This is a genomic window from Speluncibacter jeojiensis (assembly GCF_029589495.1).
Lineage (GTDB): Bacteria > Actinomycetota > Actinomycetes > Mycobacteriales > Mycobacteriaceae > Speluncibacter > Speluncibacter jeojiensis.
Map to the genome: position 1 here is coordinate 1,068,523 of NZ_JAAIVF010000001.1, position 21,937 is coordinate 1,090,459.

A 21,937-nucleotide genomic window follows, 5' to 3' on the forward strand; every position below is an offset into this window, starting at 1 on the left:
CGCTAATCACGTTCCGCCAGCGACAAGCGCAGCCACTCTCGATCAGTGGGACCCGGCCCCTTTCCGCCGGGCACCGCTGTCGCGATCGGCGAAGCTGTGCAGCAATTCCCCTGGACGCCAATATTTTTGGCGTCTCTATGCGGCGACGCCCGGCGCGGTGATCCCGCGTGTGATCACGGTGGCGGAGAACTCGGCGAACTCCGTCGGATCGAGATCCGGCGCCCACTTGTTGACGATGGTGTCGCACACGCCCATCACTCCCGACAGGACGAAACGGAGGAGCGCCGGATCGTCGAGCAGCCTCCGGCCCTCCGCCTCCGCGGCCTCCAGAAGGGCCCGGCGCAGTTCCGCGTTGTACCGCTCCGCGGTCACGCGCAGTTCGCGGACGGAGTCGCGTTCGGACCGGGCGCCGCGCTCGATGTCACGCCAGGTTGCGGTCATGCGCCCGACGCGCGCCCACTGCCGCGCCGCGTGCGGGATGACCGCCGCGATCAGCGATGCGACGCCGCCGTCACGGGGCAGCGCGGCCACAAAGGCTGCGGACTCGACCTGGCTCTCGTTGAGCAGCGCGATGAAGATCTCCTGCTTGTCCGCGAAGTACTGGTAGATCAGGCCCGTACTGGTGCCGGAACGCTGGGCGACCGATCTGATCGTGAGCGCGGAGTAGCCCCCCTCGTCCAGCAGGGCGGCCGCCGCATCCAAGGTGCGGCGGCGCCGCGCCTCCGCATCGCCGTAGATCGATTTGCCGTTCGATTCGCTCACTGCGTCACCGTATCCGTCCAGCTCAGGACCGGCCCGCCCGCTCCAGAATGAACAATGTTCGATTTGACATTGAACATTGTTCATTCTGTGGCTACAGTCACTCCCATGACCAACGACACCGCACTCTCGCCGGAGCGGCGCCCGATCCCCGCGACGCATCGCGACAGCCAGGCAGCTGCCGAAATCGCGACCGCGGCAGGCCGGTTGCTCCTCCAGCACCGTCGCCGGCTCGACTCCACAGGTGTCGATCCCGCCGAGATCCGGGCCGCCGGAGATCGGCTCAGCCACGAGTACCTCATCGGTGTCCTCGGTGAGCGGTTCCCCGGCGACGCCGTGCTCTCCGAGGAAGGCGCCGACGATCTCGCCCGGCTCGACGCCGACCGGGTCTGGATCGTCGACCCGCTCGACGGCACCCGCGAGTTCGGCGAGCCGGGCCGTGCCGACTGGGCTGTCCACGTCGCGCTCGTCGAGAACGGAGTGCTGACCGCCGGCGCCGTCGCGATGCCTGCGCTCGGCACCACCTACTCGACCGCGGAGGTGACCGCACCCGCCCGGCCGCTGCCCCGGACCCCGCGCGTCGTCGTGAGCCGTACCCGCAGGCCCGAGCCGGTGATGGCGATGGCCACCGCGCTCGGCGCGGACCTGATCGAAATGGGCTCGGCCGGCGCGAAGGCGATGGCCGTGGTCCGCGGCGACGCCGACATCTACGCCCATGCCGGCGGACAGTACGAGTGGGACTCCGCAGCCCCCGTCGCCGTCGCACGCGCTGCCGGACTTCATGTTTCACGTATCGACGGATCCGAACCCATCTACAACCAGGAAAACCCCTGGCTCCCCGACCTACTGATCTGCCGCCCCGAACTGGCAGACGACGCACTGGAGGCCCTTCGGCGATGAGCAGTCCCACCACCACAAAGTCACTGACCCACCTCGAACGGCTCGAGGCGGAAAGCATCCACATCATGAGGGAGGCTGTCGCCGAGAGCGAGAACCCCGTCATGCTGTACTCCGTCGGCAAGGACAGCGCGGTGATGCTGCACCTCGCGCGCAAGGCCTTCTACCCGTCGAAGCTGCCGTTCCCGCTGCTCCATGTCGACACCACGTGGAAGTTCCGCGAAATGTACAAGCTGCGCGAGGAGACCGCGGGCGCGGGCGACCTCGACCTGATCGTGTACCGGAACCCCGAATGCATCGAGAAGGGGATCAACCCGTTCACGCACGGATCCGCGACGCACACCCACATGTGGAAGACCGAGGGGCTCAAGCAGGCCCTCGACCTCTACAAGTTCGACGCCGCCTTCGGTGGGGCCAGGCGCGACGAGGAGAAATCCCGCGCCAAGGAGCGGGTCTTCTCGATCCGCTCGGCCGAGCACCGCTGGGATCCCAAGCAGCAACGCCCGGAGCTGTGGCGGATGTACAACGTCCGCAAGTCGCCCGGCGAGAGCCTGCGCGTCTTCCCGCTGTCGAACTGGACCGAACTCGATGTGTGGGAATACATCCGGCAGGAGAACATCCCGATCGTCCCGCTCTACTTCGCCGCGAAGCGACCCGTCGTCGAGCGTGACGGCGCACTGATCATGGTCGACGACGACCGGATGCCGCTGCTGCCCGGCGAGGTGCCCGAGCTCAAGAGCGTGCGGTTCCGCACCCTCGGCTGCTACCCGCTGACCGGTGCGGTCGAGTCCACCGCCGAGTCGCTGACCGACATCATCCAGGAAATGTTGCTGACCACCACCTCCGAGCGCCAGGGTCGCGTGATCGACCACGACAGCAGCGCGTCGATGGAGAAGAAGAAGCAGGAGGGTTACTTCTGATGACAAGCCCGTCCAATCTGATTGCCGACGACATCGAGCAGTACCTCGCCCGGCATGCGAACAAGTCCATGCTCCGCTTCATCACCTGCGGCAGCGTCGACGACGGCAAGTCCACCCTGATCGGCCGGCTGCTCTACGAGTCGAAGCTGGTCTTCGAGGACCAGCTGACCGCGCTCGAGGCCGACTCGCGCAAGAGCGGCACCCAGGGCGAGGGGCTCGACTTCGCGCTGCTGGTCGACGGCTTGGCCGCCGAGCGTGAGCAGGGCATCACCATCGACGTCGCCTACCGCTACTTCTCCACCGAACAGCGCAAGTTCGTCGTCGCCGACACCCCGGGCCACGAGCAGTACACCCGCAACATGGTCACCGGCGCGTCCACCGCGGACCTCGCGGTGATCCTGATCGACGCCCGCAAGGGTGTGCTGACCCAGACTCGTCGGCACTCGTACCTGGTTTCGCTGCTGGGCATCCGTAACGTGGTGCTCGCGGTGAACAAGCTCGACCTGGTCGACTACTCCCAACAGGTCTTCGACGAGATCGTCGAGGAGTACACGGGATTCGCGGACGAGATCGGCCTCGGCAGTGTCGTCGCCATCCCGATTTCCGCGTACATGGGCGACAACCTCACCGACCGGAGCCCCAACACCCCCTGGTACCAGGGCCCGACGCTGATCGAGCACCTCGAAACCGTCGAGATCTCCGAGGAACTCACCGGCGGCCCCTTCCGGATGCCCGTGCAGTGGGTGAACCGGCCGGACCTCGACTTCCGCGGCTTCTCCGGACAGATCGTCGGCGGCGTCGTGCGGCCGGGAGACCGGGTGCGAGTCCTGCCCAGCGGCAAGGAATCCACCGTCGCGCGGATCGTCACGATGGACGGCGACCTGGACGAGGCCGTCGCCGGGCAGTCCGTGACGATCACCCTCGCCGACGAGATCGATGTCAGCCGCGGCGACGTGCTCGCGGTGGCGGACGCGTTGCCCGGGGTGGCGGACCAATTCGAGGCACACGTGGTCTGGATGGGCGAGCACGAGATGCTGCCCGAGCGCCCGTACCTCTGCCAGATCGGCACGATGACCGTGCAGGCTCGGATCACCAAGCCCAAGCACAAGATCAACGTCAACACCCTTGAGCACACCGCGACGAACACGCTCGCGCTCAACGAGATCGGCGTGTGCAACATCAGCTTCGACCGGCCGGTGCCGTTCGACGCGTACACCGCCAACCGGGACACCGGCGGCTTCATCCTGATCGACCGGCTCACCAACACCACCGTCGGCGCCGGCATGATCGCGCACTCGCTGCGGCGCTCCGACAACATCCACTGGCAAGCCGTGGACGTGAACGAGCAGGCGCGGGCGACGCTCAAGGGTCATCGCCCGCAGGTGCTGTGGTTCACCGGACTCTCCGGCTCGGGCAAGTCCACGATCGCCAACGAACTCGAGCGGCAACTCTATGCACTGGGGTGCCACACCTACCTGCTCGACGGCGACAACGTCCGGCACGGTCTCAACCGCGACCTCGGATTCACCGAGGCGGACCGAGTGGAGAACATCCGCCGCGTCACCGAGGTCGCCCGACTGATGGCCGACGCCGGTCTGATCGTCATCGCGTCGTTCATCTCGCCGTTCCGTGCCGAGCGTGACGCGGCCCGCGAGCTGGTCGGGACCGACCGGTTCTGCGAGGTGTTCGTCGACACCCCGATCGATGTCGCCGAGCAACGGGATCCGAAGGGCCTCTACAAGAAGGCGCGTCGCGGAGAGCTCGCCAACTTCACCGGCGTCGACTCCCCGTACGAGGCACCGGAGCAGCCCGAACTGCGAATCGACACGACGACGACCGCTCCCGACGAGGCCGGCCGGCGGATCATCGAGCACCTGCGCGAGCGCGGCGTCATCGCCTGACTGCGCTTCCCGAGTACCACCCACTCATGACGGAAGGAGCGTTTCTTGCCCACTCGAGACGAAATCTGTTCGGCGCTGGAGTCGTACGTGAAGCACCTCGGAAACCACGATGTGGATCAACTGGTGTCGCTGTTCGCGGACGACGCGGTGCAGCACGAGCCGCTCGGTGTGCGGACCTACCGCGGCATCGACGAGATCCGCGGGTTCGACACCGAGAATGCGAAGGTGGCGTTCACGGTGAGCCGGTACTCGCCGATCACCGTCACCGGGCGGTTCGCGGCGATGCAGCTCCGTGTGCAGCTCGAGGGCGTGCCCGACTTCCTGTCCACCGACCTGTTCGAGTTCGACGAGGACGGCAAGATCGTCTCGCTCAGCGTCGTCCTGGACCCCCAGGCACAGGCGTGACGGCGGGCCTCCGAGCAGCGCCGGTGATGCCGGCGCTGCTCGACGGGAAGGTCGTGGTCGTCTCCGGGGTCGGAACGGGGCTGGGGCGCTCGGTGGCCGTCCGCGGCGCGTTGGCCGGTGCCAGGGTCGTCCTGGCTGCGCGGACCGAGTCGCGACTGACGGAGGTCGCCGAGGAGATCAAGGCGCTGGGCGGTACCGCACTGTCGGTGCCGACCGACCTGACCGACGACGCGTCGGTGGCCCATCTCGTCGAGTCGGCGCTGGCCGAGTTCGGGACGGTGGACACGGTGGTGCACAACGCGTTTGTGCAGCCACCGCTCGAGCGGCTGCTCGACGCCGAGGTCGAGACGGTCCGGCAGGGCTTCGACATCAACCTGCTGGCGTCGCTCAACCTCACCCGGAAACTCGCGCCGGCGCTGGAACGGTCGCAAGGGTCGGTCGTGATGATCAACTCGATGGTGTTGCGGAACCAGCTGCCGCACTTCGGGGCCTACCGGATGATGAAGGCCGGGCTGCTCGCCCTCGCCCGCAGCCTCTCGGTCGAGATGGGACCGATGGGAGTACGGGTGAATTCGGTTGCACCTGGGTATATCTGGGCCGAGCGTGTCAAACGGATGGTCGAGAAGCAGGCCGCGCAGCGCGGCGTCGACCCGTCCGAGGTCTACGCCGAGATCGCGGCCGGCACCGATCTGCGTCGACTGCCCGAACCCGACGACATCGCGAACGCGGTGCTGTTCCTCGCCTCCGACCTCGCTCGCGCGATCACCGGGCAGTGCCTGGACGTCAACTGCGGTCACGCGCACCACTGATCCACTCTCACAAGGACAACGGATGACACACGATTACGACGGCATCGGTTCCCTCGAGGACCTGCACCAGGCCGCGCGCAAACGCAGCGGGTACGACGACTTCGGCAGTGACGACTATCTCGAGGGGCTGCGGGTGCTGCTCGAGTCGTTCGAGCAGGAGGCCGACCTCACCCCCCAGGGGAAGGTGATCGCCCGCAAGATGATCATCGGAGCGCTCGCGGGGCGCCTGGCGAGCGAGGCCGGGTTCGCGAAATACCCTGAGCATGTGGACGTTCCGATCGAACGTCCGATCTTCGTGGTCGGATTGACCCGGACCGGTAGCACCGCGCTGCACCGGCTGCTCGGCGCCGACCCGGCACATCAGGGTGCCGAGATGTGGCTCGCCGAGACCCCGCAGCCGCGTCCCGCTCGCGACAAGTGGTCGGAGAACAAGGATTTCGTGCGCTCTGACGCCTTCTACCGAGCCCGTCAGCGCGACGAGGCGAACCTGATGAAGGTGCACTTCATGGGATCGGAGGAGGTCGAGGAATGCTGGCGCCTGCTGCAGCAGACGATGCTCTCGACCGCGTTCGAGACCGTCGCGTACCTCCCGAGCTACTCTCGGTGGCTGGCGGAGCAGGACTGGACCGACACCTATGCGCGGTACAAGAAGAACCTGCAGCTGATCGGACTGAACGATCCGGCTCGGCGGTGGGTGCTCAAGAGCCCCAGCCACGTTTTTGCGATCGACGAGATCATGACGGTCTTCCCCGACGCCCTGTTCGTCCGGACGTTCCGCGATCCGCAGACGTCGATGGCGTCCACCTTCAGCCTTGTGGAGCAGGGCGGACACGGCATGTCGAAGGCATTCGACCGCGAAGCGATCGGGCGCACCCAGCTCGATCTCTGGTCGCGGGGCAATGCGCAGTTCAACGCGGCCCGTGCCCGTAACAACCCGGATCAGTTCATCGACGTCGACTACCAGGACTTCATCTCCGATGCGGTCGGCACCGTCGAGCAGATCTATTCGAAGTTCGACATGCCCTTCACGGACGCGGCTCGCACCGCGGTGGAGGTGTCACACCAGGCCAGCCTCGCCGACCATCGCCGTCCGTCGCACACCTATGCGCTCGAGGACTTCGGGGTGACCACCGCCGAGGTGGATGCGAAGTTCGCCGCCACCGTCTGAGCACTCGAAACACCAACCAGAACAGGGATACTCAAATGAGCGCAACGTGGGAGAAGTTCTGCACCGACCTGCTCGAGGTCGGGAAGATCCTCGAGGACGACATCGTCCCCCAGGACTCGCTGACGCAGGCCGAGGGCGTCCGGTACCTGAGCCGGCTGCTGCGCTACGCGACGATCAACTGCGTCGAGTACACCGATCCGCGGTGGCCGCAGTTCACCTCGGCGCCCAACCCGAACATGATGACGAAGATCGGCGCCGACAACCCGGACAACATCTACATGCGCGCCAACATCTCCGGGAAGTTCACGTACCGGATCACCGGAACCCGGGGCACGATCCCGTTGATCACCTTCGGCTCCCGCGTCAACCGCTACCACATCGACGGCACCATGCTGCAGACCGGCGACCTGCACATCCACGACGTCGAGGTCGACGAGAACGGCCGCTTCCAGTTCATCGCGAGCGTCGACGAGCCCGCCGACGGGGCGTGGCTGCCACTGGCGCCGGACAGCAACCTCATCTCCGTGCGGCAGACCTACGGGGACCGCCGTGCCGAGGTGCCCGGCGAGCTGTCCATCGAATGCCTCGATCCCGACGGCGAGTTCGTTGCGCTGACCGAGGACGAGATGGGGCAGCGGCTCGACCGCTCGATCGGCATGCTGAAGGGCTCGGCGGCCACGTTCCTCGAGTGGTCGCGCGACTTCATGCCGCAGCCCAACGAGATCTTCGACCGCGGGCAGGAGCAGTTCCAGAAGGCGGGCGGCGATCCGACGATCTTCTACCTCCACGGCTACTGGAAGCTCGCCGAGGACGAGGCGTGGGTCATCGAGACCGAGGTCCCGAACTGCGAGTACTTCAACTTCGTGCTGCAGAACTTCTGGGTGGAATCGCTCGACTACAACCGGACGAACATTTACATCAACAACCACACCGCGAAGCTCAACGACGACGGCACCCTGACGATCGTGGTGGCGGCCAAGGATCCCGGCTACGGCAACTGGATCGACACCGATTCGCACGCGGAGGGGACGTGGGCGATGCGCTGGATCAAGGCGGACTCGCACCCGATTCCGACGTCGAAGATCGTGAAGATCTAAGGCAAACGCCCCGCGCCGCCCGGACGCCGCCGCGCCAATCCTGATCAACGTCTCGAAGCCGGAGCCCTCTGTGGTCAACTTGCTGATCTTCGCCCTCGTGGGTGCGGGCGCCCAGTTGGTCGGCGGCGTTCTCGGCATGGCGTTCGGCGTCACTGCGACAACACTGCTGATGCTCAGCGGCGTCGGCCCGGCACATGCCAGCGCCACCGTGCATCTGGCCGAGATCGGGACTTCGCTGGCATCCGGTATCGCGCACTGGCGCTTTCGCACCATCGACTGCGGCCTTGTCCTCAAACTCGGGGTGCCCGGCGCGATCGGGGCCGTCCTCGGCGCGGGCGCGTTGTCGAGACTGTCGACCGAGTCGGCAATTCCGGTGACCGCCACTGCCCTGATCGCCGTCGGAATCTATGTGCTGCTGAAGTCCTCGCTGCGACCCGCAGAAGCCCGGACACCATCGGGCTCGTCACATTCCGTGGCGCTGCTCACCCCGCTCGGGTTGTTCGGCGGCCTGCTCGACGCCACCGGCGGCGGAGGATGGGGTCCGGTGGCGACCAGCACGCTGCTGTCGTGCGGAAAGGTCGACCCTCGCACTGTCGTCGGCTCGGTCAACACCTCCAAGTTTCTGGTCGCGGTGTCGGCCAGCGCCGGATTCATGCTCAATCAGGGTCGCGGGTTCTGGAACAACCTGCCGGTGGCGATCGGACTCTCGGTGGGAGGCGTGATCGCTGCCCCGATCGCAGCATGGCTGGTCAGCCGAGTCTCGACGGTGACACTGGGCACCGTGGCCGGCGGAGTGATCATCGCGACCAATGCACAAAAGCTCTTCGCGGTCTACTGCGTTCCAGCCGCCATCGCGGGCTTTGCCTATGCGCTGATCGTCTGCGTTTCGGCGGCTCTGCTCTCTGTTGCCTGGCGACGCTCCAGGCCGCGAGTCGCCGTGCCAGAGCGGGCGCGAGACGTGGAAGTGCTTCACAAGTAGAGATTCTCAGCGGAGAAGTGATGCGGATTCCGCCCACGACCACGCCCGTTCGTCGGTCGCAATGCGCACAGTAATCGACAAGAAGGAGAACCGAGATGACCACCGACAACGAGCCGACCACCAGCAAGGTGTGGAACGAGTTCTGCGATCGTCTGCGTGAGGCCGGCCAGGGGCTGATCGATGCCGCCGCTCCGCAGGACACACTGACCCAGGACGAAGGCGTCCGTTACCTGCTCCGGCTGCTGCGCTACTCGTCCCTGAACAACATCGAGTACTCCGACCCGATGTACCCGGAATTCACCTACGCACTCGACCCCAACGTCAAGTGCAAGATCGGCGCAGACAACCCCGACAACATTTACATGAGCGCGCGAATCTCCGGCAAGCACCGCTACCGGATCAGCGGTAGCCGAGGCACCGTGCCGTTGATCACGTTCGGTTCCAAGGCCAGCCGCTACCACCTCGACGGCACGATGGCCTCGACCGGCGAAATCTCGACCGACGAGATCCCTGTCGACGCGGACGGCAACTTCAGTTTCATCGCCAGCGTGGATCGGCCCGCGGAAGGAGCCTGGCTCCCCCTCGCCGCCGACACCAACGGTCTCGTCGGCCGTCAGTCGTTCCAGGATCGCAGCACCGAGATCCCTGCCCAGGTCCGGATCGAACTCATCGACGAAGCACCCCAGCCCGCCCCGATCGACACCGATGCCTTCGCGCGGCAGCTGAAGCTGACCACCGCCTTCGTGAAGGGCACCGCGGCAACCTTCGCGAAATGGACGAAGATGTTCATGACGCGGCCCAATGAGCTGCCCGACTGGGGCCAGGACCACTTCCAGAACGCCGGCGGCGACCCGACCATCTTCTACCTGCACGGCTACTGGAAGCTCGCCGAAGACGAGGCATGGGTCATCGAAACAGAGGTGCCCGACTGCGAATACTGGAACTTCGTGCTGCAGAACTGGTGGATGGAATCGCTGGACCACGACCGGATGAACACCTACATCAACAACCACACCGCCGAGCTCAACGACGACGGCACCCTGACGATCGTCGTCGCCGCCAAGGACCCCGGCTTCGGCAACTGGATCTCCACCGCCTTCCACGACGAGGGCACCGCACTCATGCGCTGGGTCGGGGCGGACAACCACCCGCTGCCGTCCTGCAAAGTGGTCAAGCTGTAGCGACCCTCGCCGCAGGAACTCGAAGCGAATCGAATCGATACGAGCCGCCGACCGGATGGACCGGTCGGCGGCTCGTGTGCATCGAAAACCGTTGCGCGAGTGACCTATCCCAGCGCCTCGATAGCCTTCGCCACCCCTGCGCCGTACGCGGGGTCCGCCTTCGCGCAGTGGTCGATGTGCCGCTGCTGGATCTCCTTCGGCACCCCGGCGAGGTTGCGCGCGGTGTTGTCGAACAGTGCCTGCTGCTGCTCCGGCGACATCAGGCGGAACAAGTTGCCGGGCTGTTCGTAGTAGTTGTCGTCGTCGGCGCGGGCGTCCCAGCGGTCGGCCGCACCCGAGAGCGCCAAGGCCGGATCCCGGTAGGCCGACTGCTCGGCCCACTTGCCGTAGCTGTTCGGCTCGTAGGCGAGGGTGGCCCCGGCATTGCCGTCGACACGCATTGCGCCGTCGCGGTGGAAGCTGTTGACCGGACAGCGGGGGGCGTTGACCGGGATCTGGTGATGGTTCACACCGAGGCGGTACCGCTGCGCGTCACCGTAGGAGAACAACCGGCCCTGCAGCATCTTGTCCGGCGAGAAGCCGATTCCCGGAACGACATTCGCCGGGGTGAACGCGGCCTGCTCCACATCGGCGAAGTAGTTGTCGGGGTTGCGGTTGAGTTCCCACTCGCCGACCTCGATCAGCGGGTAGTCGCCCTTCGGCCACACCTTGGTCAGGTCGAACGGGTGGTAGGGCACCTTCGCGGCGTCGGCCTCGGGCATGACCTGCACGCACAGCTTCCACTTCGGGAAGTCGCCACGCTCGATGGCCTCGAACAGGTCGCGCTGCGAACTCTCCCTGTCGTCCGCGACGACCGCGGCCGCCTCGGCGTCGGTGAGGTTCTTGATGCCCTGTTGGCACACGTGGTGGAACTTGACCCAGAATCGCTCACCCTCGGCGTTGACGAAACTGAAGGTGTGCGAACCGAATCCGTGCATGTGCCGATAGCCGTCGGGCAGCCCCCGGTCGCTCATCACGATGGTGACCTGGTGCAAGGCCTCGGGCAGCGAGGACCAGAAGTCCCAGTTGCTGGTGGCGCTGCGCATGTTCGTGCGCGGATCGCGCTTGACCGCGTGGTTGAGGTCCGGGAACTTGAGCGGATCGCGGAAGAAGAACACCGGCGTGTTGTTGCCGACGAGGTCCCAGTTGCCCTCTTCGGTGTAGAACTTCACCGCGAAGCCGCGGATGTCACGTTCGGCGTCCGCCGCACCGCGCTCGCCGGCCACGGTGGAGAACCGCGCGAACATCTCGGTCTTCTTGCCGACCTCCGAGAAGATCTTCGCCTTGGTGTAACGGGTGATGTCGTTCGTGACCGTGAACGTACCGAACGCGCCGGATCCCTTGGCGTGCATGCGCCGCTCCGGGATCACTTCACGATCGAAGTGCGCGAGCTTCTCGAGGAACCAGACGTCCTGCAGCAGCATCGGCCCACGCGGGCCCGCGGTCTCGACATTTTGGTTGTCCGGCACCGGCGCGCCGGCGACGGTGGTGAGCTTGTCGTCCTGACTCATGAATCGATCCCTTCCGTAGTGCCTGACGAGGAAGTTCCGGGTCGGCCTTGGCCGCCTTGACCATCCTGCACCGGATACCCATCGGGTGCAGTCGATCGCCGTGGCCCACCCAGAACACCACACATTCTGGATTGAATCAAGATATTGAGTTGTTCAACTGAAGTTCGCGGGGTGTCAGCCGATCGGCGTCCCGGTGAACGGCGAGACCACCATGCACGGCACCGGCCGCGGGTGCTGCGGGTCGAGCGCGTTGAGGACGTAGCCGGCAGCGACCGGGGACGCACCCATCGCGGCGTGCTCGGAGTAGTCGGTCGGGCAGTGGTCCTGGACGACGATGTTGGTGACGTTCGGTCCGGGCACCAAGCCCGCGGTGTAGGGAACCACGAGCTCGTCGTACTTGGTGGCGATGTTCGTGTAGGTCACGCCCGGCACGTACGGCGAGCCGCCTTCGTTGATCTTGGCGATGTAGTCGCTGCCCGCGGCCATCTCCAGGCAGGAGGCACAGACCTTGCCGAACGTCTGCTGCTGCATCTGGGTCAGGCCGAACCGCTTGGTGATCTCCACACTCTCGGCCGCGAACGCCGCGTGGTTGCCGCGCCACAGCGGCGTGAGCGCGACGTACTTGTCGACCTTGGGCGCCCCGCCCAGGAACTTGACGTAGTAGTCGGGCATCAGCGTGCCGGTCGAATGCGAGACGATGTCGACCTTGTCGGCGCCGGTGGAGGCCAGGACCCGGTCGACGAACACCGACAGCTGCTGCGCGCCCACCTCCATCGGCGTGAGTGCGCCCATGGTGCTCAGCGGCCAGGACAGGCCGGGCAGCGTGCCCCAGGTGATCGAGTAGACGCAGTACCCCTCGTTCTTCAGCAGCGGGACATAGGTGGTCCAGTTGCTCTGCCGGTTGGCGAGCAGCCCGTGCACCAACACGACCGGCTGCGGATGCTCGGCGGTCGGCTTGCAGGACCAGTCGTTCGACCCCGGCAGAGAGCCGCCCGGATCGGCGGCCTCCGCCCCGATGCCGTCATAGAAGTTGTGCGGAACCGGCAGCGGCGCAGCGGCCGCCCCGGTCGATGCGATCAGTGCGACCATCGCCGATGCGATGGCCACGACGACGGCGGCCAGTGACCTTCTCATGAATCCCCCGCGCTCACATGTGCGTTTTGAACGGGTGCCAAGGTAGCAGTGACGCGCGTCTCGCGGGACCGTTCGGCGCATGGCAAGCTCGGTCGCATGACGACCGACACCCGCACCCTCACCAAGGGCATGACCCGGATCGACGGGGACACCTTCTGGATGGGGTCCGAGGACTTCTACCCGGAGGAGCGCCCGGTGCACCAGGTGGGCGTGGACGGGTTCTGGATCGACACCCACCAGGTGACGGTCGCGCAGTTCCGCCGGTTCGTGAAGGACACCGGCCACGTCAGCACCGCGGAGACCGCGCCCGATCCCGCCGACTATCCGGGCGCAGATCCGGCGCTGCTGGTGCCGGGATCGTTGGTGTTCACCCCGCCGCCGGGGCGGGTCCCGCTCGACGACTACACCCGGTGGTGGTCGTTCGTGCCCGGGGCCGACTGGCGGCACCCCGAGGGCCCCGACAGCAATGTCGGTGGGCGCGAACATCATCCGGTCACCCAGGTGTCCTATTCGGACGCCCTGGCCTATGCCCGGTGGGCGGGCAAGGACCTGGCGACCGAGGCCGAATGGGAGTTCGCCGCCCGCGGCGGGCTCGACCGCAAGGCCTACGTGTGGGGCGATCACGACTCGCCCCCGGGCAAACGCCCCCTCGCCAACGTCTGGCAGGGCGAGTTCCCCTGGCAGAACCTCGCTTTGGACGGGTATGAGGGCACCGCACCGGTCGGCAAGTTTCCGCCCAACGGATACGGCCTGTACGACATGGCCGGCAACGTGTGGGAGTGGACGAGCGACTTCCACACCGGCGACCACAGCACCAGTGGCAAGAACATCGCCCCCGCGCACTCCTGCTGTATCCCCCGCAATCCGCGGGTGACGACCGCGTCGGTGGTCGAGGGTGAGCCCCGCCCGCGGCGGGTGATCAAGGGCGGTTCGCACCTGTGCGCGCCGAACTACTGCCTGCGCTACCGTCCGGCCGCACGCCAGGGTGAGACCGAGGAGACCTCGACGTGTCACATCGGATTCCGGTGCGTGGTGCGGGACCGGTCCTGATCCCCTGCTCGGACGCCGATCGACGACCGCGAGCGTCAGCGCGTCGCCACCGGGACGATCGCACCACGGGCGACGGTGTGCTGTTGGATGATCGACTCGACGTCGCCCGCGTCAGCCGACGCCGGGACCGGAAGCACCGGCCGATCCAGCGCGCTGACGGTGATGACGTGGTGGTGCGTGCCGGCGCCCGCCGGCGGCGCCGCACCCACATTGCCCGCCACCCCGCTGCTCCCCCGCAGCTGCCGAGCACCCGGAGGTAGCGCCGTACCATCGGGCGCCCCTGCGCCGGAGCGCAGTCCGGTCACGGAAGCGGGAATGTCCACGACCGCCCAATGCCAGTACCCGCGACCGTTGCCGGCGTCGCGGTCGAAAACGCTCACCGCGGAGCCCGCGGTACCGGCGGGCGCACCCGACCAGGACAACTGACGAAACATTCTGTCCGTCAACGCTCGACGGCCGGCGCAACTGCACGCGCCGCAATCACCCACTCATTGCAGTACACGACGCGCGCCGAGTCAACGCCGTGGAAGAGTTCGGGCCCGCCCGAAAACGACCCCGGCCAGGTGCAGGACGCGAGGTCGTGCACCTGGCCGGGGTCGGTCGGTCTAACTGCTGCCGAACAGCCCGCTGAGCGGATTGCCTGTGGACGGCTGCTGCAGATTCGGCGGGAGCAGGTTCTGCCACGGCGCGCCCTGGTTGTTCTGCCACGGCGCGCCCTGGTTGTTCTGCCACGGCGCGCCCTGGTTGTTCTGCCACCACTGCGCCGGGCCATTGTTCTGCGGGCCCTGCCACGGACCCTGGTTGCCCTGGTGATCGCCGTGATGGTCGCGATCGTTCTGGTGGTTCTGGATACCCTGCCAGTTCTGGTCCGCCTGGACCGTGCCGGGAACCGTTGCGGCGAACGCCGGTGCGGCGAACGCCAGCATGGGCGCCGCGGCGAGCGCCGAAGCGACCGCGATCTTCGCACTGAGGCGCCGGGGGCGCCGTATGCCGGAAATCTTCCTCATCTCGAGCCTTCCTCTCTGCCGGCGGCGCGCGTCCGCCGGCATCGACGGGCCGGCGATTCGCCGGACCCATCGCCATGGGCTGGTCGATCGTCGGTACCACCTGATTCCACGCCCGGTAGCTAGGTGTGGACTGTCACCGACCTGGCAGTAGACCACCAGAACGGGGCTGTTCGACGCTCAGGCGCTCGCCGAACTGCCGAGGTTGAAGCCGAAGCCCGGGGCCGGAGCCGGCGGGGCGGGGGCGTAGACGGGGCCGCCGAATCCGTGGTGGTCGAACATGCGGTGGAAGTGGTTGAACGGGTCGTTCCACATATCTGATTGCTCCTTCGAGTGATTCGATCTGACGTATTCGAAAGTAGCGACGGAATAGTCGCTTTGAAAGCTGCTGCGCCACAGTCATATTGCGTTGATAACTGTCGCGAAGACTTCACAGCATCACACTGCGGCACCGCTGTGGCACCGGTCACGCGAGCGGCCACCGGGGGCACGGCGCGACGCTGAGGCCGCCGGCGCTCAGGCGCTCAGGCGCTCGCGGAACTGCCGAAGCCGAACCCGAGGCCCGGCGCCTGAGCCGGCTGCGCCGGCGGGAAAGCCGTTCCGCCCCAGCCGTGCTGGTTGATGACGTGGTGGAAGTGGTTGAAAGGGTCGTTCCACATGATGTGCTCCTTGCTCGATTCGATCTGACATCCAACACGCTACGAGCGGAATGATCGCAGTGAAAGCAATTGCTGCACAGTCATATTCAACTGACATGAGCGAGAAAGACTTCACAGGAACACCCGCCGCCCGAGCGACGAACCGGGCGGCGGCCGGGTTCCTGGATCACCACGGTGAGTACCGCCGTCAGCAGCAGGGTCGACACTCCGACGACCGCGACCAGCACGACGTTCTTCGCAATGAGGATGCGGGCGACACTCCCGTCGTGCGTCAACTCCGTCCGCACCCGGGCCGCATCGAGCCCGAGACTGTTGGCGGTAGTGACGTCCGCGAGGATGAACGTCGCGAAGTACGTACCCACCAGCGCAACCGAGTCGTGATGATGAGAGTCATTGCTGCTCAATGTGTCCCATAACAGGCGTCACACCGACCGCCCAGCGCCCTCACGCCGCGCATACAGAGCACACGCAGACGATTCATAGCTTGCTCATGAGTGGAGCTGCGTCAATGGTGGCGTGAACCAGACAAGCGTGGCCGTCGCAGACATCCCCACACCGGTCGACCAGAATCCGCCGCCTCCGCGCCGCCTGGGCCTGTCGCGGCGTGGGTGGGAACGAGCCGGCCTGGTCCTACTCCTCGCCGGCACCGCCGTCACCTACCTGTGGAACATCACCGTCAACGGCATGGGCAACCAGTTCTACGCCGCCGCCGCCCAAGCCGGCTCCACCAACTGGGAAGCACTCCTGTTCGGCTCCCTCGACACCGGCAACTTCATCACCGTCGACAAACCACCCCTGTCCCAATGGGTCATGGGCCTCTCCGGCCAGATCTTCGGCTTCTCCTCCGCCAGCATGCTCATCCCCCAAGCACTCATGGCCGTCGCCGCCGTCGCCCTCCTCTACGGCGCCATCACCCGCATCGCCGGACGCGGAGCCGGCCTGCTCGCCGGCACCGCCCTCGCCCTGACCCCCGTCGCCGCCCTGATGTTCCGCTTCAACAACCCCGACGCCGTCATGGTCCTGGCCATGACCGCCGCCGCCTACGCCACCCTCCGCGCCCTACCCAAAGCCTCCGCGAAATGGATCGCCCTCGCCGGCGTCGCCCTCGGCCTCGCGTTCCTCGCCAAAATGCTCGAAGGCCTCATGGTCCTGCCCGCCCTCGGCCTCGCCTACCTCATCGTCGCCCCCACCACACTCGGCAAACGCCTCCTACACCTCCTCGGCGCCGCCGCCGCCCTCACCGCCGCCTCCGGCTGGTACATCCTGATCACCCTCCTCTGGCCCGCCGCCACCCGCCCCTACCTCGCCGGATCCACCGACAACAACTTCATGAACCTCGTCCTCGGCTACAACGGCTTCGCCCGCGTGCTCGGCCGCAACCACGGCGGCGGACACGGAGCGCCCGGCGGGACGCACGGCGCAACCGGCGGCGCCCACGGCGCATGGGCCGGCGCGGCCAGGGATCAAGCCGCTGCCCACGCCGGTCCCGGCGGGCACGGCTTCGGCGGATTCGGCGGCCAGGTCAGCGGGCTTCCCCGCCTGTTCAGCGGCGAGTTCGGCTTCGAGATCGGCTGGCTGATCCCGGCCGCCCTGCTGGCGTTGGTGCTGGTGCTGGTCGCCCGACGGCACGCTCCCCGCACCGATCTGGTGCGCGGCGCGGCGATCGTGTTCGGCGGCTGGATCGTCGTCGACGGCCTGGTGCTCAGTTACATGAGCGGCATGGTGCATCCGTACTACTGCCTGTCGCTCGCACCGGCGGTGGCCGGGATGTTCGCCATCGGCATCCACGAGATGTGGACCCGCCGCAAGGCGCCGTTCGGCCGCATCGGCCTGGCCGCGCTGATCGCCACCACCGGCGTGTGGGGCTGGGTCATCCTGGGCCGCAATGCGCAGTGGATGCCCGCCCTGCGGTGGGTCATCGTCGCGGTCGCGCTGATCGCGGCGGCCGCGCTGCTGGTTCCGCGCGTGCACCGGATCCGGCGTGCGGCCACGGTCGCGATCGCAGCGGGCATCATCGCCTCCCTGGCCGGTCCGGCCGCCTATTCGATCGCCACGATCGGAACGGCGCACAGCGGCGGCGGACCGACCGTCGGTCCCGTGTCGAGCGCCCGGGGCGGCTTCGGCGGCGGCCATGGCGGGTTCGGGCAGTCCACATCGAACCCGGAACTGGACCAGATGCTCGTCTCCGCGACCACCCGCTGGTCGGCGGCCATCGACCGGTCCTCGGCGGCGGCACAGCTCGAACTGGGCAGCGGTACCGCAGTGATGGCGATCGGCGGGTTCACCGGCTCCGATCCGACCCCGACACTGAGCCAGTTCATCGCGGACGTGAAGAACCACCAGGTGACCTACTACGTCGTGCAGAACGGAGGCGACCGCGGCGCAACTCCGCACGGATCCCAGCGGCCCGCGGCAGGTCACCCTGCAGCCCAGGGCGGGTGGGGCGGCGACTCGCACGCCGACATCACCGACTGGGTCACAGCTCACTTCACCGCTCAGCAGGTCGGCTCGGCCACCGTCTACAACCTGTCGGGATATGCCGGATGAGCGGCCGACCGCACCGCGAAGACGACATCGGCCCCGTCGGACCCATCTACACAGTTCACAGACAGGACACAGGAACAGCTCATGGAAGACACAGTGCGTCGAGGCATGGTGTATCCATGACCACCGCCAACCCGCCACTTCGCTCGTCGGCCGCGTCGTCCGGGCCGGCCGCCGCCGCATCGAACCGTCCGGTGTTGCGGCGCCCCGACGGCACCCCGATCCGCGTGCTGGTCGTCGACGACGAGCCGGCGCTGGCCGAGCTCGTCTCGATGGCGCTGCGCTACGAGGGCTGGCAGATCCGCACGGCCGGGGACGGCGCCGAAGCGATCTCCATCGCCCATGAGTTCCGGCCCGATGCGGTCGTGCTGGACGTCATGCTGCCCGACATGAGCGGGCTGGACGTGCTCGCGCGACTGCGCTCACTCGAGTCGCGCGTACCGGTGCTGCTGCTGACGGCGATGGACTCCACCGAGGACCGCATCGCGGGGTTCACCGCCGGCGGCGACGACTACGTGACCAAGCCGTTCAGCCTCGAGGAGGTGGTCCTGCGCATGCACGCGCTGCTCCGCCGCACCGGTGTCAGCGCGGACACCGACGGCGCGCAGATCGTCGTCGGGGACCTCATGCTCGACGAAGACAGCCACGAGGTCTCGCGGGCCGGGGAGTACATCGAGCTCACGTCCACCGAGTTCGCGCTGCTGCGCTACCTGATGCGCAATCCGCGGCGCGTGCTGTCCAAGGCCCAGATCCTCGACCGCGTGTGGGACTACGACTTCGGTGGGCGCTCCAACGTCGTCGAGCTGTACATCTCGTATCTTCGCAAGAAGATCGACAGCGGTCGTGCACCGATGATCCACACCGTCCGCGGCGCCGGATATGTCCTCAAGCCTGCCGGCTGACCGGCCCCGCCGATGGTCGCCGCGGCGGTGGTCGCTGCGGGCACGGCTGGTGATCGGCGTGGTGGCCCTGCTGCTGATCGTCTGCACCGCGGTCGGTATCACGACCCAGCTGGCGTTGCGCCAGTATCTGATTCGGCAGCTCGACACCTCGCTCACCGACGCCGGTCACCGGTCGGCCATGATCGCCGAAAGGCCGCCGCCGCCCCCGGGCCGCTGGGTGCACCCCGGTCCCGGACCCGACTTCCTCGACGCGCCCGGTCAGCCTCCGGGCACCATCGCCGCGATCATCACGGACGGGAACGTCGACGCCGGGACGCTCACGAAGACCGGCGCGCGGGCCGCGTTGACCTCAACGGCCAAGGGCCAGTTGGCCGAGCTGCCGGTCGACGGCCGGCCCCACACGCTCGACGTCGACGGTCTCGGCCAGTACCGGGTGCTCGCGATGCGTACCTGGGAGGGGCACGAGATCATCACCGGTCTGTCGCTGGCCAGTGTGAACGCGACGCTGCTGCGCGTGCTGGTGACGTTCGTCGTCGTCGCCGCGGCCGCGCTGGTGCTGGCGACGGTCGCCGGACTGTGGGTCATCCGGCGCGCACTGCAGCCGCTGTACCGGGTCGCCACCACCGCACGCGCGATCGCCGACATGCCACTGCACGAGGGCGAGGTGCGTCTTCCGGTGCGGGTGCCGGACATGGACACCAACCCGCGCACCGAGGTCGGGCAGATGGGCGGCGCGATCAACGGCATGCTCGAACACATTGCGCGCGCGTTGAAATCGCGGCAGGCGAGCGAGACCCGGGTGCGCCAGTTCGTCGCCGACGCGAGCCACGAGCTGCGTACCCCGCTGACCTCGATCCGCGGCTACACCGAACTCGCCCAACGGGCGGGCGGTGAGGTGCCCGACGAGGTCGCGCACGCGATGAGCCGGGTTGCCTCCGAATCGAATCGGATGAGCACACTGGTCGAGGACCTGTTGCTGCTGGCCCGGCTGGACTCCGGTCGGCCGCTGGAGGCAGAGCCGGTCGACCTGTGTCCGCTGATCGTCGACACGGTCAGCGACGCGCACGTGGCCGGTCCGGATCATCATTGGAACCTGGAACTTCCGGAGGATCCGGTGTACGTCCTGGGCGACCCCGCCCGGCTGCAGCAGGTGCTGGTGAATCTTCTTGCCAACGCGCGCAATCACACCGGGCCGGGAACGAGCGTGACCACGGCGCTGCGCAGCGAGGGCGGCACATCGGTCCTGACCGTGTCCGACGACGGACCGGGGATCCCGGAGGCGCTGCTGCCGGACATCTTCGAGCGGTTCGCCCGCGGCGACAGCTCGCGCTCACGCAGGGCGGGCAGCACCGGACTCGGCCTGTCGATCGTCGACGCGGTGGTCAAGGCGCATCACGGCACCATCGACGTGCAGAGCATTCCGGGGCGAACAGCGTTCACCGTGCGGCTCCCACTGTGTGCGCAGCCTGCCGGTGTACAGGAACTCCCCACTTCCTGAGGACTTCAGCAACTGCCGGCGCCGCCGAGCAAGAGTCGCGGCAGCGCACTCATGACGTCGGCCGTCTCGTCGCCGGGTTGGCCGGCGGTCTCCGCGGAGACGGTGAAGCCGGGACCGTACGAGGCCGAGGCAACCTGGTTGGGACCGAACGACGACCAACCCCACTTCGTCCCGATGACGCCCGGCAGGTGCACGGTTCCCCAGTTCTGCTGTGTCCCATCGGCGGCGACGGGTGAGGCGGTGGCCATCCAGCCGAGGACCGGCGACGTCGGGTCGGTCTCCTCCTTGTCCATGAGGAACTTCGCCACGTCGGCGGTGCTGGTCCAGGAGGTGCCCCAGGTCGGGCCTTCGCTGGTGTCCGCCAGTCCGTATTCGGCGGCTTCTGCATTGATGGCATTGGGATACTTTGCCGCCATCTGGTCGGCGGCGTTGTCGTCGGAGTACCGGATCATGTGTTCGGCGAGCGCGCGGTCCTGAGCCGATCCGTCACCGTGCCGCAGTGCGTAGTCGGCGATGTACAGCTTGACGATCGACAGGCCCGTCCGGGCCACGTGCTCGTTGGCGCTGCCCAGTTCCAGGCCGGGGATCGGGGACTGGAAGGTGATCGAGGTCCGCGTCGGGACTCCGCAGACCGCGGCAGCGAGCGTGCGGGGCACCGACGGCGCGGGGGCGGGCGCGGCCCCGGCCGGGGCCGCGAAGACGGTCAGGGCAGTCAGGGCACCTGCGGTGACGGTCGTGCCGAGAACGATTGAACGGTTCATTCGCCGAGCCTCCAGGTGGCCTAGTCCATGTGTGATATGAAGTTCGGCCGACCCGACAGCCGAGCACGCCTCAGCTAACACGACGAGACTGTGAATGCGCTGCAGATTCGATTGCTGCACAGTTGCATCAAAGCGGTCACCCATGACGCGCAAAGGGTTCCCCGGGGCGGAGCGGCATTCGTCTGCCCGTCCCGAACCTATGAAAGCTATGGTTGCGGTACCAAGCCAATGTGAATGCACCACATCGTCTTTCGAAGTTCGCAGCGCGATGGTTTGCTCGGTCAGGTCAGCGCGAGAGTCGGGCTGCACCTGATGATCCAAGGAGTACCCATGACCGGATCGACGTTCATCGACGGCATCCTGGGCGCAATCGCCACCCTGTTCAACGCCGGTTCGTCGGCAGGATCGTCGCTCATCAGCTCACCCTCCGCGGCGATCAGCAACCCTTCTGACTGACACCCGTAGAGCGGCGACGGCAACCACATCCGGGAGCCGTCCGGCCGCCGGCACAAAACCTGACGGGGACTGCCCGACGCGCGCCACAATGGACGCGGCGTCGGGCGGCCCCCGCTCGCCGTGTCAGGTCGACGCGGCGCATCAGGCCCCCCGCACGAATCAGCCCGGCGCGGTTCTGGGCGTGTAGTCGACGTCGCCGTCACCTGCGCGTTCCGGCGCACCCCAACTCCGCCATCAACGCCAACTTGCGTTCCGCGACCACC

23 protein-coding genes are annotated in these 21,937 nt (G+C 67.2%); 14 read left to right on the forward strand and 9 right to left on the reverse strand.

The window, feature by feature from the left end:
* Positions 1 to 135 precede the first annotated feature (135 nt).
* Positions 136 to 762: a TetR/AcrR family transcriptional regulator gene (locus G4X40_RS04640; RefSeq protein ID WP_277830472.1), complete on the reverse strand. Its 627-nt coding sequence runs from the start codon at positions 760 to 762 to the stop codon at positions 136 to 138.
* A gap of 105 nt (positions 763 to 867) precedes the next feature.
* On the opposite strand from G4X40_RS04640, the gene G4X40_RS04645 reads away from it, so the two are divergent.
* From G4X40_RS04645 to G4X40_RS04685, 9 genes are all read left to right on the forward strand, one after another.
* Entirely contained in the window at positions 868 to 1,659 is a 792-nt protein-coding gene (locus G4X40_RS04645; protein ID WP_277830473.1) for a 3'(2'),5'-bisphosphate nucleotidase CysQ, read from the forward strand.
* Entirely contained in the window at positions 1,656 to 2,576 is a 921-nt protein-coding gene (gene cysD, locus G4X40_RS04650) for a sulfate adenylyltransferase subunit CysD (protein WP_277830474.1), read from the forward strand. The genes G4X40_RS04645 and cysD overlap by 4 nt, the downstream gene beginning before the upstream one ends.
* Complete coding sequence (gene cysN / locus G4X40_RS04655) at positions 2,576 to 4,477, forward strand: sulfate adenylyltransferase subunit CysN (RefSeq protein WP_277830475.1); 1,902 nt, start codon at positions 2,576 to 2,578, stop codon at positions 4,475 to 4,477. Before cysD ends, cysN begins: the two co-directional genes overlap by 1 nt.
* A 45-nt stretch (positions 4,478 to 4,522) precedes the next feature.
* Entirely contained in the window at positions 4,523 to 4,882 is a 360-nt protein-coding gene (locus tag G4X40_RS04660) for a nuclear transport factor 2 family protein (protein WP_277830477.1), read from the forward strand.
* A gap of 26 nt (positions 4,883 to 4,908) precedes the next feature.
* Entirely contained in the window at positions 4,909 to 5,691 is a 783-nt protein-coding gene (locus G4X40_RS04665) for an SDR family oxidoreductase (protein ID WP_277831281.1), read from the forward strand.
* A gap of 22 nt (positions 5,692 to 5,713) precedes the next feature.
* A complete protein-coding gene (locus G4X40_RS04670) occupies positions 5,714 to 6,859 on the forward strand; it encodes a sulfotransferase family protein (protein ID WP_277830479.1) in 1,146 nt (381 codons plus the stop codon).
* A 35-nt stretch (positions 6,860 to 6,894) separates the two neighbouring features.
* Complete coding sequence (locus tag G4X40_RS04675) at positions 6,895 to 7,956, forward strand: DUF1214 domain-containing protein (protein WP_277830481.1); 1,062 nt, start codon at positions 6,895 to 6,897, stop codon at positions 7,954 to 7,956.
* 70 nt (positions 7,957 to 8,026) lie between these two features.
* The gene (locus G4X40_RS04680; protein WP_277830483.1) at positions 8,027 to 8,935 is read left to right on the forward strand and encodes a sulfite exporter TauE/SafE family protein; all 909 of its coding nucleotides are present in this window, start codon (positions 8,027 to 8,029) and stop codon (positions 8,933 to 8,935) included.
* A gap of 95 nt (positions 8,936 to 9,030) precedes the next feature.
* Positions 9,031 to 10,116 (forward strand): DUF1214 domain-containing protein, encoded by a 1,086-nt coding sequence (locus G4X40_RS04685; protein ID WP_277830484.1) that lies wholly within the window; start codon positions 9,031 to 9,033, stop codon positions 10,114 to 10,116.
* 104 nt (positions 10,117 to 10,220) lie between these two features.
* On the opposite strand, the gene G4X40_RS04690 is transcribed toward G4X40_RS04685, so the two are convergent.
* Together G4X40_RS04690 and G4X40_RS04695 are read right to left on the reverse strand one after the other, a co-directional pair.
* Entirely contained in the window at positions 10,221 to 11,666 is a 1,446-nt protein-coding gene (locus tag G4X40_RS04690) for a catalase (protein ID WP_277830486.1), read from the reverse strand.
* Positions 11,667 to 11,840: 174 nt separating this feature from the next.
* The gene (locus tag G4X40_RS04695) at positions 11,841 to 12,800 is read right to left on the reverse strand and encodes an esterase/lipase family protein (protein ID WP_277830488.1); all 960 of its coding nucleotides are present in this window, start codon (positions 12,798 to 12,800) and stop codon (positions 11,841 to 11,843) included.
* 129 nt (positions 12,801 to 12,929) lie between these two features.
* Between G4X40_RS04695 and G4X40_RS04700 the strand changes: the two genes are divergently transcribed.
* Positions 12,930 to 13,850 carry a formylglycine-generating enzyme family protein gene (locus G4X40_RS04700; RefSeq protein ID WP_408642136.1) on the forward strand — a complete coding sequence of 307 codons (921 nt, stop codon included), beginning with the start codon at positions 12,930 to 12,932 and terminating at the stop codon, positions 13,848 to 13,850.
* A gap of 35 nt (positions 13,851 to 13,885) precedes the next feature.
* Here the strand turns inward: G4X40_RS04700 and G4X40_RS04705 are convergent, their stop codons facing one another.
* From G4X40_RS04705 to G4X40_RS04725, 5 genes are all read right to left on the reverse strand, one after another.
* Complete coding sequence (locus tag G4X40_RS04705) at positions 13,886 to 14,284, reverse strand: YbhB/YbcL family Raf kinase inhibitor-like protein (protein ID WP_277830491.1); 399 nt, start codon at positions 14,282 to 14,284, stop codon at positions 13,886 to 13,888.
* 171 nt (positions 14,285 to 14,455) lie between these two features.
* Positions 14,456 to 14,857, reverse strand: a complete 402-nt coding sequence (locus tag G4X40_RS04710; protein ID WP_277830492.1) for a hypothetical protein — start codon at positions 14,855 to 14,857, stop codon at positions 14,456 to 14,458.
* Positions 14,858 to 15,034: 177 nt separating this feature from the next.
* Positions 15,035 to 15,169, reverse strand: a complete 135-nt coding sequence (locus G4X40_RS04715; RefSeq protein ID WP_277830493.1) for a hypothetical protein — start codon at positions 15,167 to 15,169, stop codon at positions 15,035 to 15,037.
* Positions 15,170 to 15,378: 209 nt separating this feature from the next.
* Positions 15,379 to 15,513 (reverse strand): hypothetical protein, encoded by a 135-nt coding sequence (locus G4X40_RS04720; protein ID WP_277830495.1) that lies wholly within the window; start codon positions 15,511 to 15,513, stop codon positions 15,379 to 15,381.
* Between the two features lie 86 nt (positions 15,514 to 15,599).
* Positions 15,600 to 15,917, reverse strand: coding sequence for a hypothetical protein (locus G4X40_RS04725; RefSeq protein WP_277830497.1), 318 nt, complete (start codon positions 15,915 to 15,917; stop codon positions 15,600 to 15,602).
* 112 nt (positions 15,918 to 16,029) lie between these two features.
* Here G4X40_RS04725 and G4X40_RS04730 point away from each other — a divergent pair, with 112 nt between their 5' ends.
* The 3 genes from G4X40_RS04730 to G4X40_RS04740 all read left to right on the forward strand — a co-directional run bounded on the left by G4X40_RS04730 (position 16,030) and on the right by G4X40_RS04740 (position 20,457).
* Positions 16,030 to 18,060, forward strand: coding sequence for an ArnT family glycosyltransferase (locus tag G4X40_RS04730; RefSeq protein ID WP_408642114.1), 2,031 nt, complete (start codon positions 16,030 to 16,032; stop codon positions 18,058 to 18,060).
* A gap of 194 nt (positions 18,061 to 18,254) precedes the next feature.
* Positions 18,255 to 18,959, forward strand: coding sequence for a response regulator transcription factor (locus tag G4X40_RS04735; protein WP_277831285.1), 705 nt, complete (start codon positions 18,255 to 18,257; stop codon positions 18,957 to 18,959).
* A complete protein-coding gene (locus G4X40_RS04740; RefSeq protein ID WP_277830498.1) occupies positions 18,937 to 20,457 on the forward strand; it encodes a sensor histidine kinase in 1,521 nt (506 codons plus the stop codon). The genes G4X40_RS04735 and G4X40_RS04740 overlap by 23 nt, the downstream gene beginning before the upstream one ends.
* Positions 20,458 to 20,462: 5 nt before the next feature.
* On the opposite strand, the gene G4X40_RS04745 is transcribed toward G4X40_RS04740, so the two are convergent.
* A complete protein-coding gene (locus G4X40_RS04745) occupies positions 20,463 to 21,218 on the reverse strand; it encodes a serine hydrolase family protein (RefSeq protein WP_277830499.1) in 756 nt (251 codons plus the stop codon).
* A gap of 330 nt (positions 21,219 to 21,548) precedes the next feature.
* On the opposite strand from G4X40_RS04745, the gene G4X40_RS04750 reads away from it, so the two are divergent.
* On the forward strand, positions 21,549 to 21,674 hold the full coding sequence (locus G4X40_RS04750) for a hypothetical protein (protein ID WP_277830500.1): 126 nt from the start codon (positions 21,549 to 21,551) through the stop codon (positions 21,672 to 21,674).
* Positions 21,675 to 21,937: the final 263 nt, after the last annotated feature.

What these genes read in the sequence shown, in the direction of transcription:
- cysD (WP_277830474.1), top strand. Translation starts at nt 1,656, where the DNA reads ATGAGCAGTCCCACCACCACAAAGTCACTGACCCACCTCGAACGGCTC.
- G4X40_RS04645 (WP_277830473.1), top strand. Translation starts at nt 868, where the DNA reads ATGACCAACGACACCGCACTCTCGCCGGAGCGGCGCCCGATCCCCGCG.
- G4X40_RS04700 (WP_408642136.1), top strand. Translation starts at nt 12,930, where the DNA reads ATGACCCGGATCGACGGGGACACCTTCTGGATGGGGTCCGAGGACTTC.
- G4X40_RS04670 (WP_277830479.1), top strand. Translation starts at nt 5,714, where the DNA reads ATGACACACGATTACGACGGCATCGGTTCCCTCGAGGACCTGCACCAG.
- cysN (WP_277830475.1), top strand. Translation starts at nt 2,576, where the DNA reads ATGACAAGCCCGTCCAATCTGATTGCCGACGACATCGAGCAGTACCTC.
- G4X40_RS04740 (WP_277830498.1), top strand. Translation starts at nt 18,937, where the DNA reads ATGTCCTCAAGCCTGCCGGCTGACCGGCCCCGCCGATGGTCGCCGCGG.
- G4X40_RS04695 (WP_277830488.1), bottom strand. Translation starts at nt 12,800, where the DNA reads ATGAGAAGGTCACTGGCCGCCGTCGTCGTGGCCATCGCATCGGCGATG.
- G4X40_RS04675 (WP_277830481.1), top strand. Translation starts at nt 6,895, where the DNA reads ATGAGCGCAACGTGGGAGAAGTTCTGCACCGACCTGCTCGAGGTCGGG.
- G4X40_RS04745 (WP_277830499.1), bottom strand. Translation starts at nt 21,218, where the DNA reads ATGAACCGTTCAATCGTTCTCGGCACGACCGTCACCGCAGGTGCCCTG.
- G4X40_RS04705 (WP_277830491.1), bottom strand. Translation starts at nt 14,284, where the DNA reads ATGTTTCGTCAGTTGTCCTGGTCGGGTGCGCCCGCCGGTACCGCGGGC.
- G4X40_RS04720 (WP_277830495.1), bottom strand. Translation starts at nt 15,513, where the DNA reads ATGTGGAACGACCCTTTCAACCACTTCCACCACGTCATCAACCAGCAC.
- G4X40_RS04690 (WP_277830486.1), bottom strand. Translation starts at nt 11,666, where the DNA reads ATGAGTCAGGACGACAAGCTCACCACCGTCGCCGGCGCGCCGGTGCCG.
- G4X40_RS04665 (WP_277831281.1), top strand. Translation starts at nt 4,909, where the DNA reads ATGCCGGCGCTGCTCGACGGGAAGGTCGTGGTCGTCTCCGGGGTCGGA.
- G4X40_RS04715 (WP_277830493.1), bottom strand. Translation starts at nt 15,169, where the DNA reads ATGTGGAACGACCCGTTCAACCACTTCCACCGCATGTTCGACCACCAC.
- G4X40_RS04710 (WP_277830492.1), bottom strand. Translation starts at nt 14,857, where the DNA reads ATGAGGAAGATTTCCGGCATACGGCGCCCCCGGCGCCTCAGTGCGAAG.
- G4X40_RS04750 (WP_277830500.1), top strand. Translation starts at nt 21,549, where the DNA reads ATGACCGGATCGACGTTCATCGACGGCATCCTGGGCGCAATCGCCACC.
- G4X40_RS04685 (WP_277830484.1), top strand. Translation starts at nt 9,031, where the DNA reads ATGACCACCGACAACGAGCCGACCACCAGCAAGGTGTGGAACGAGTTC.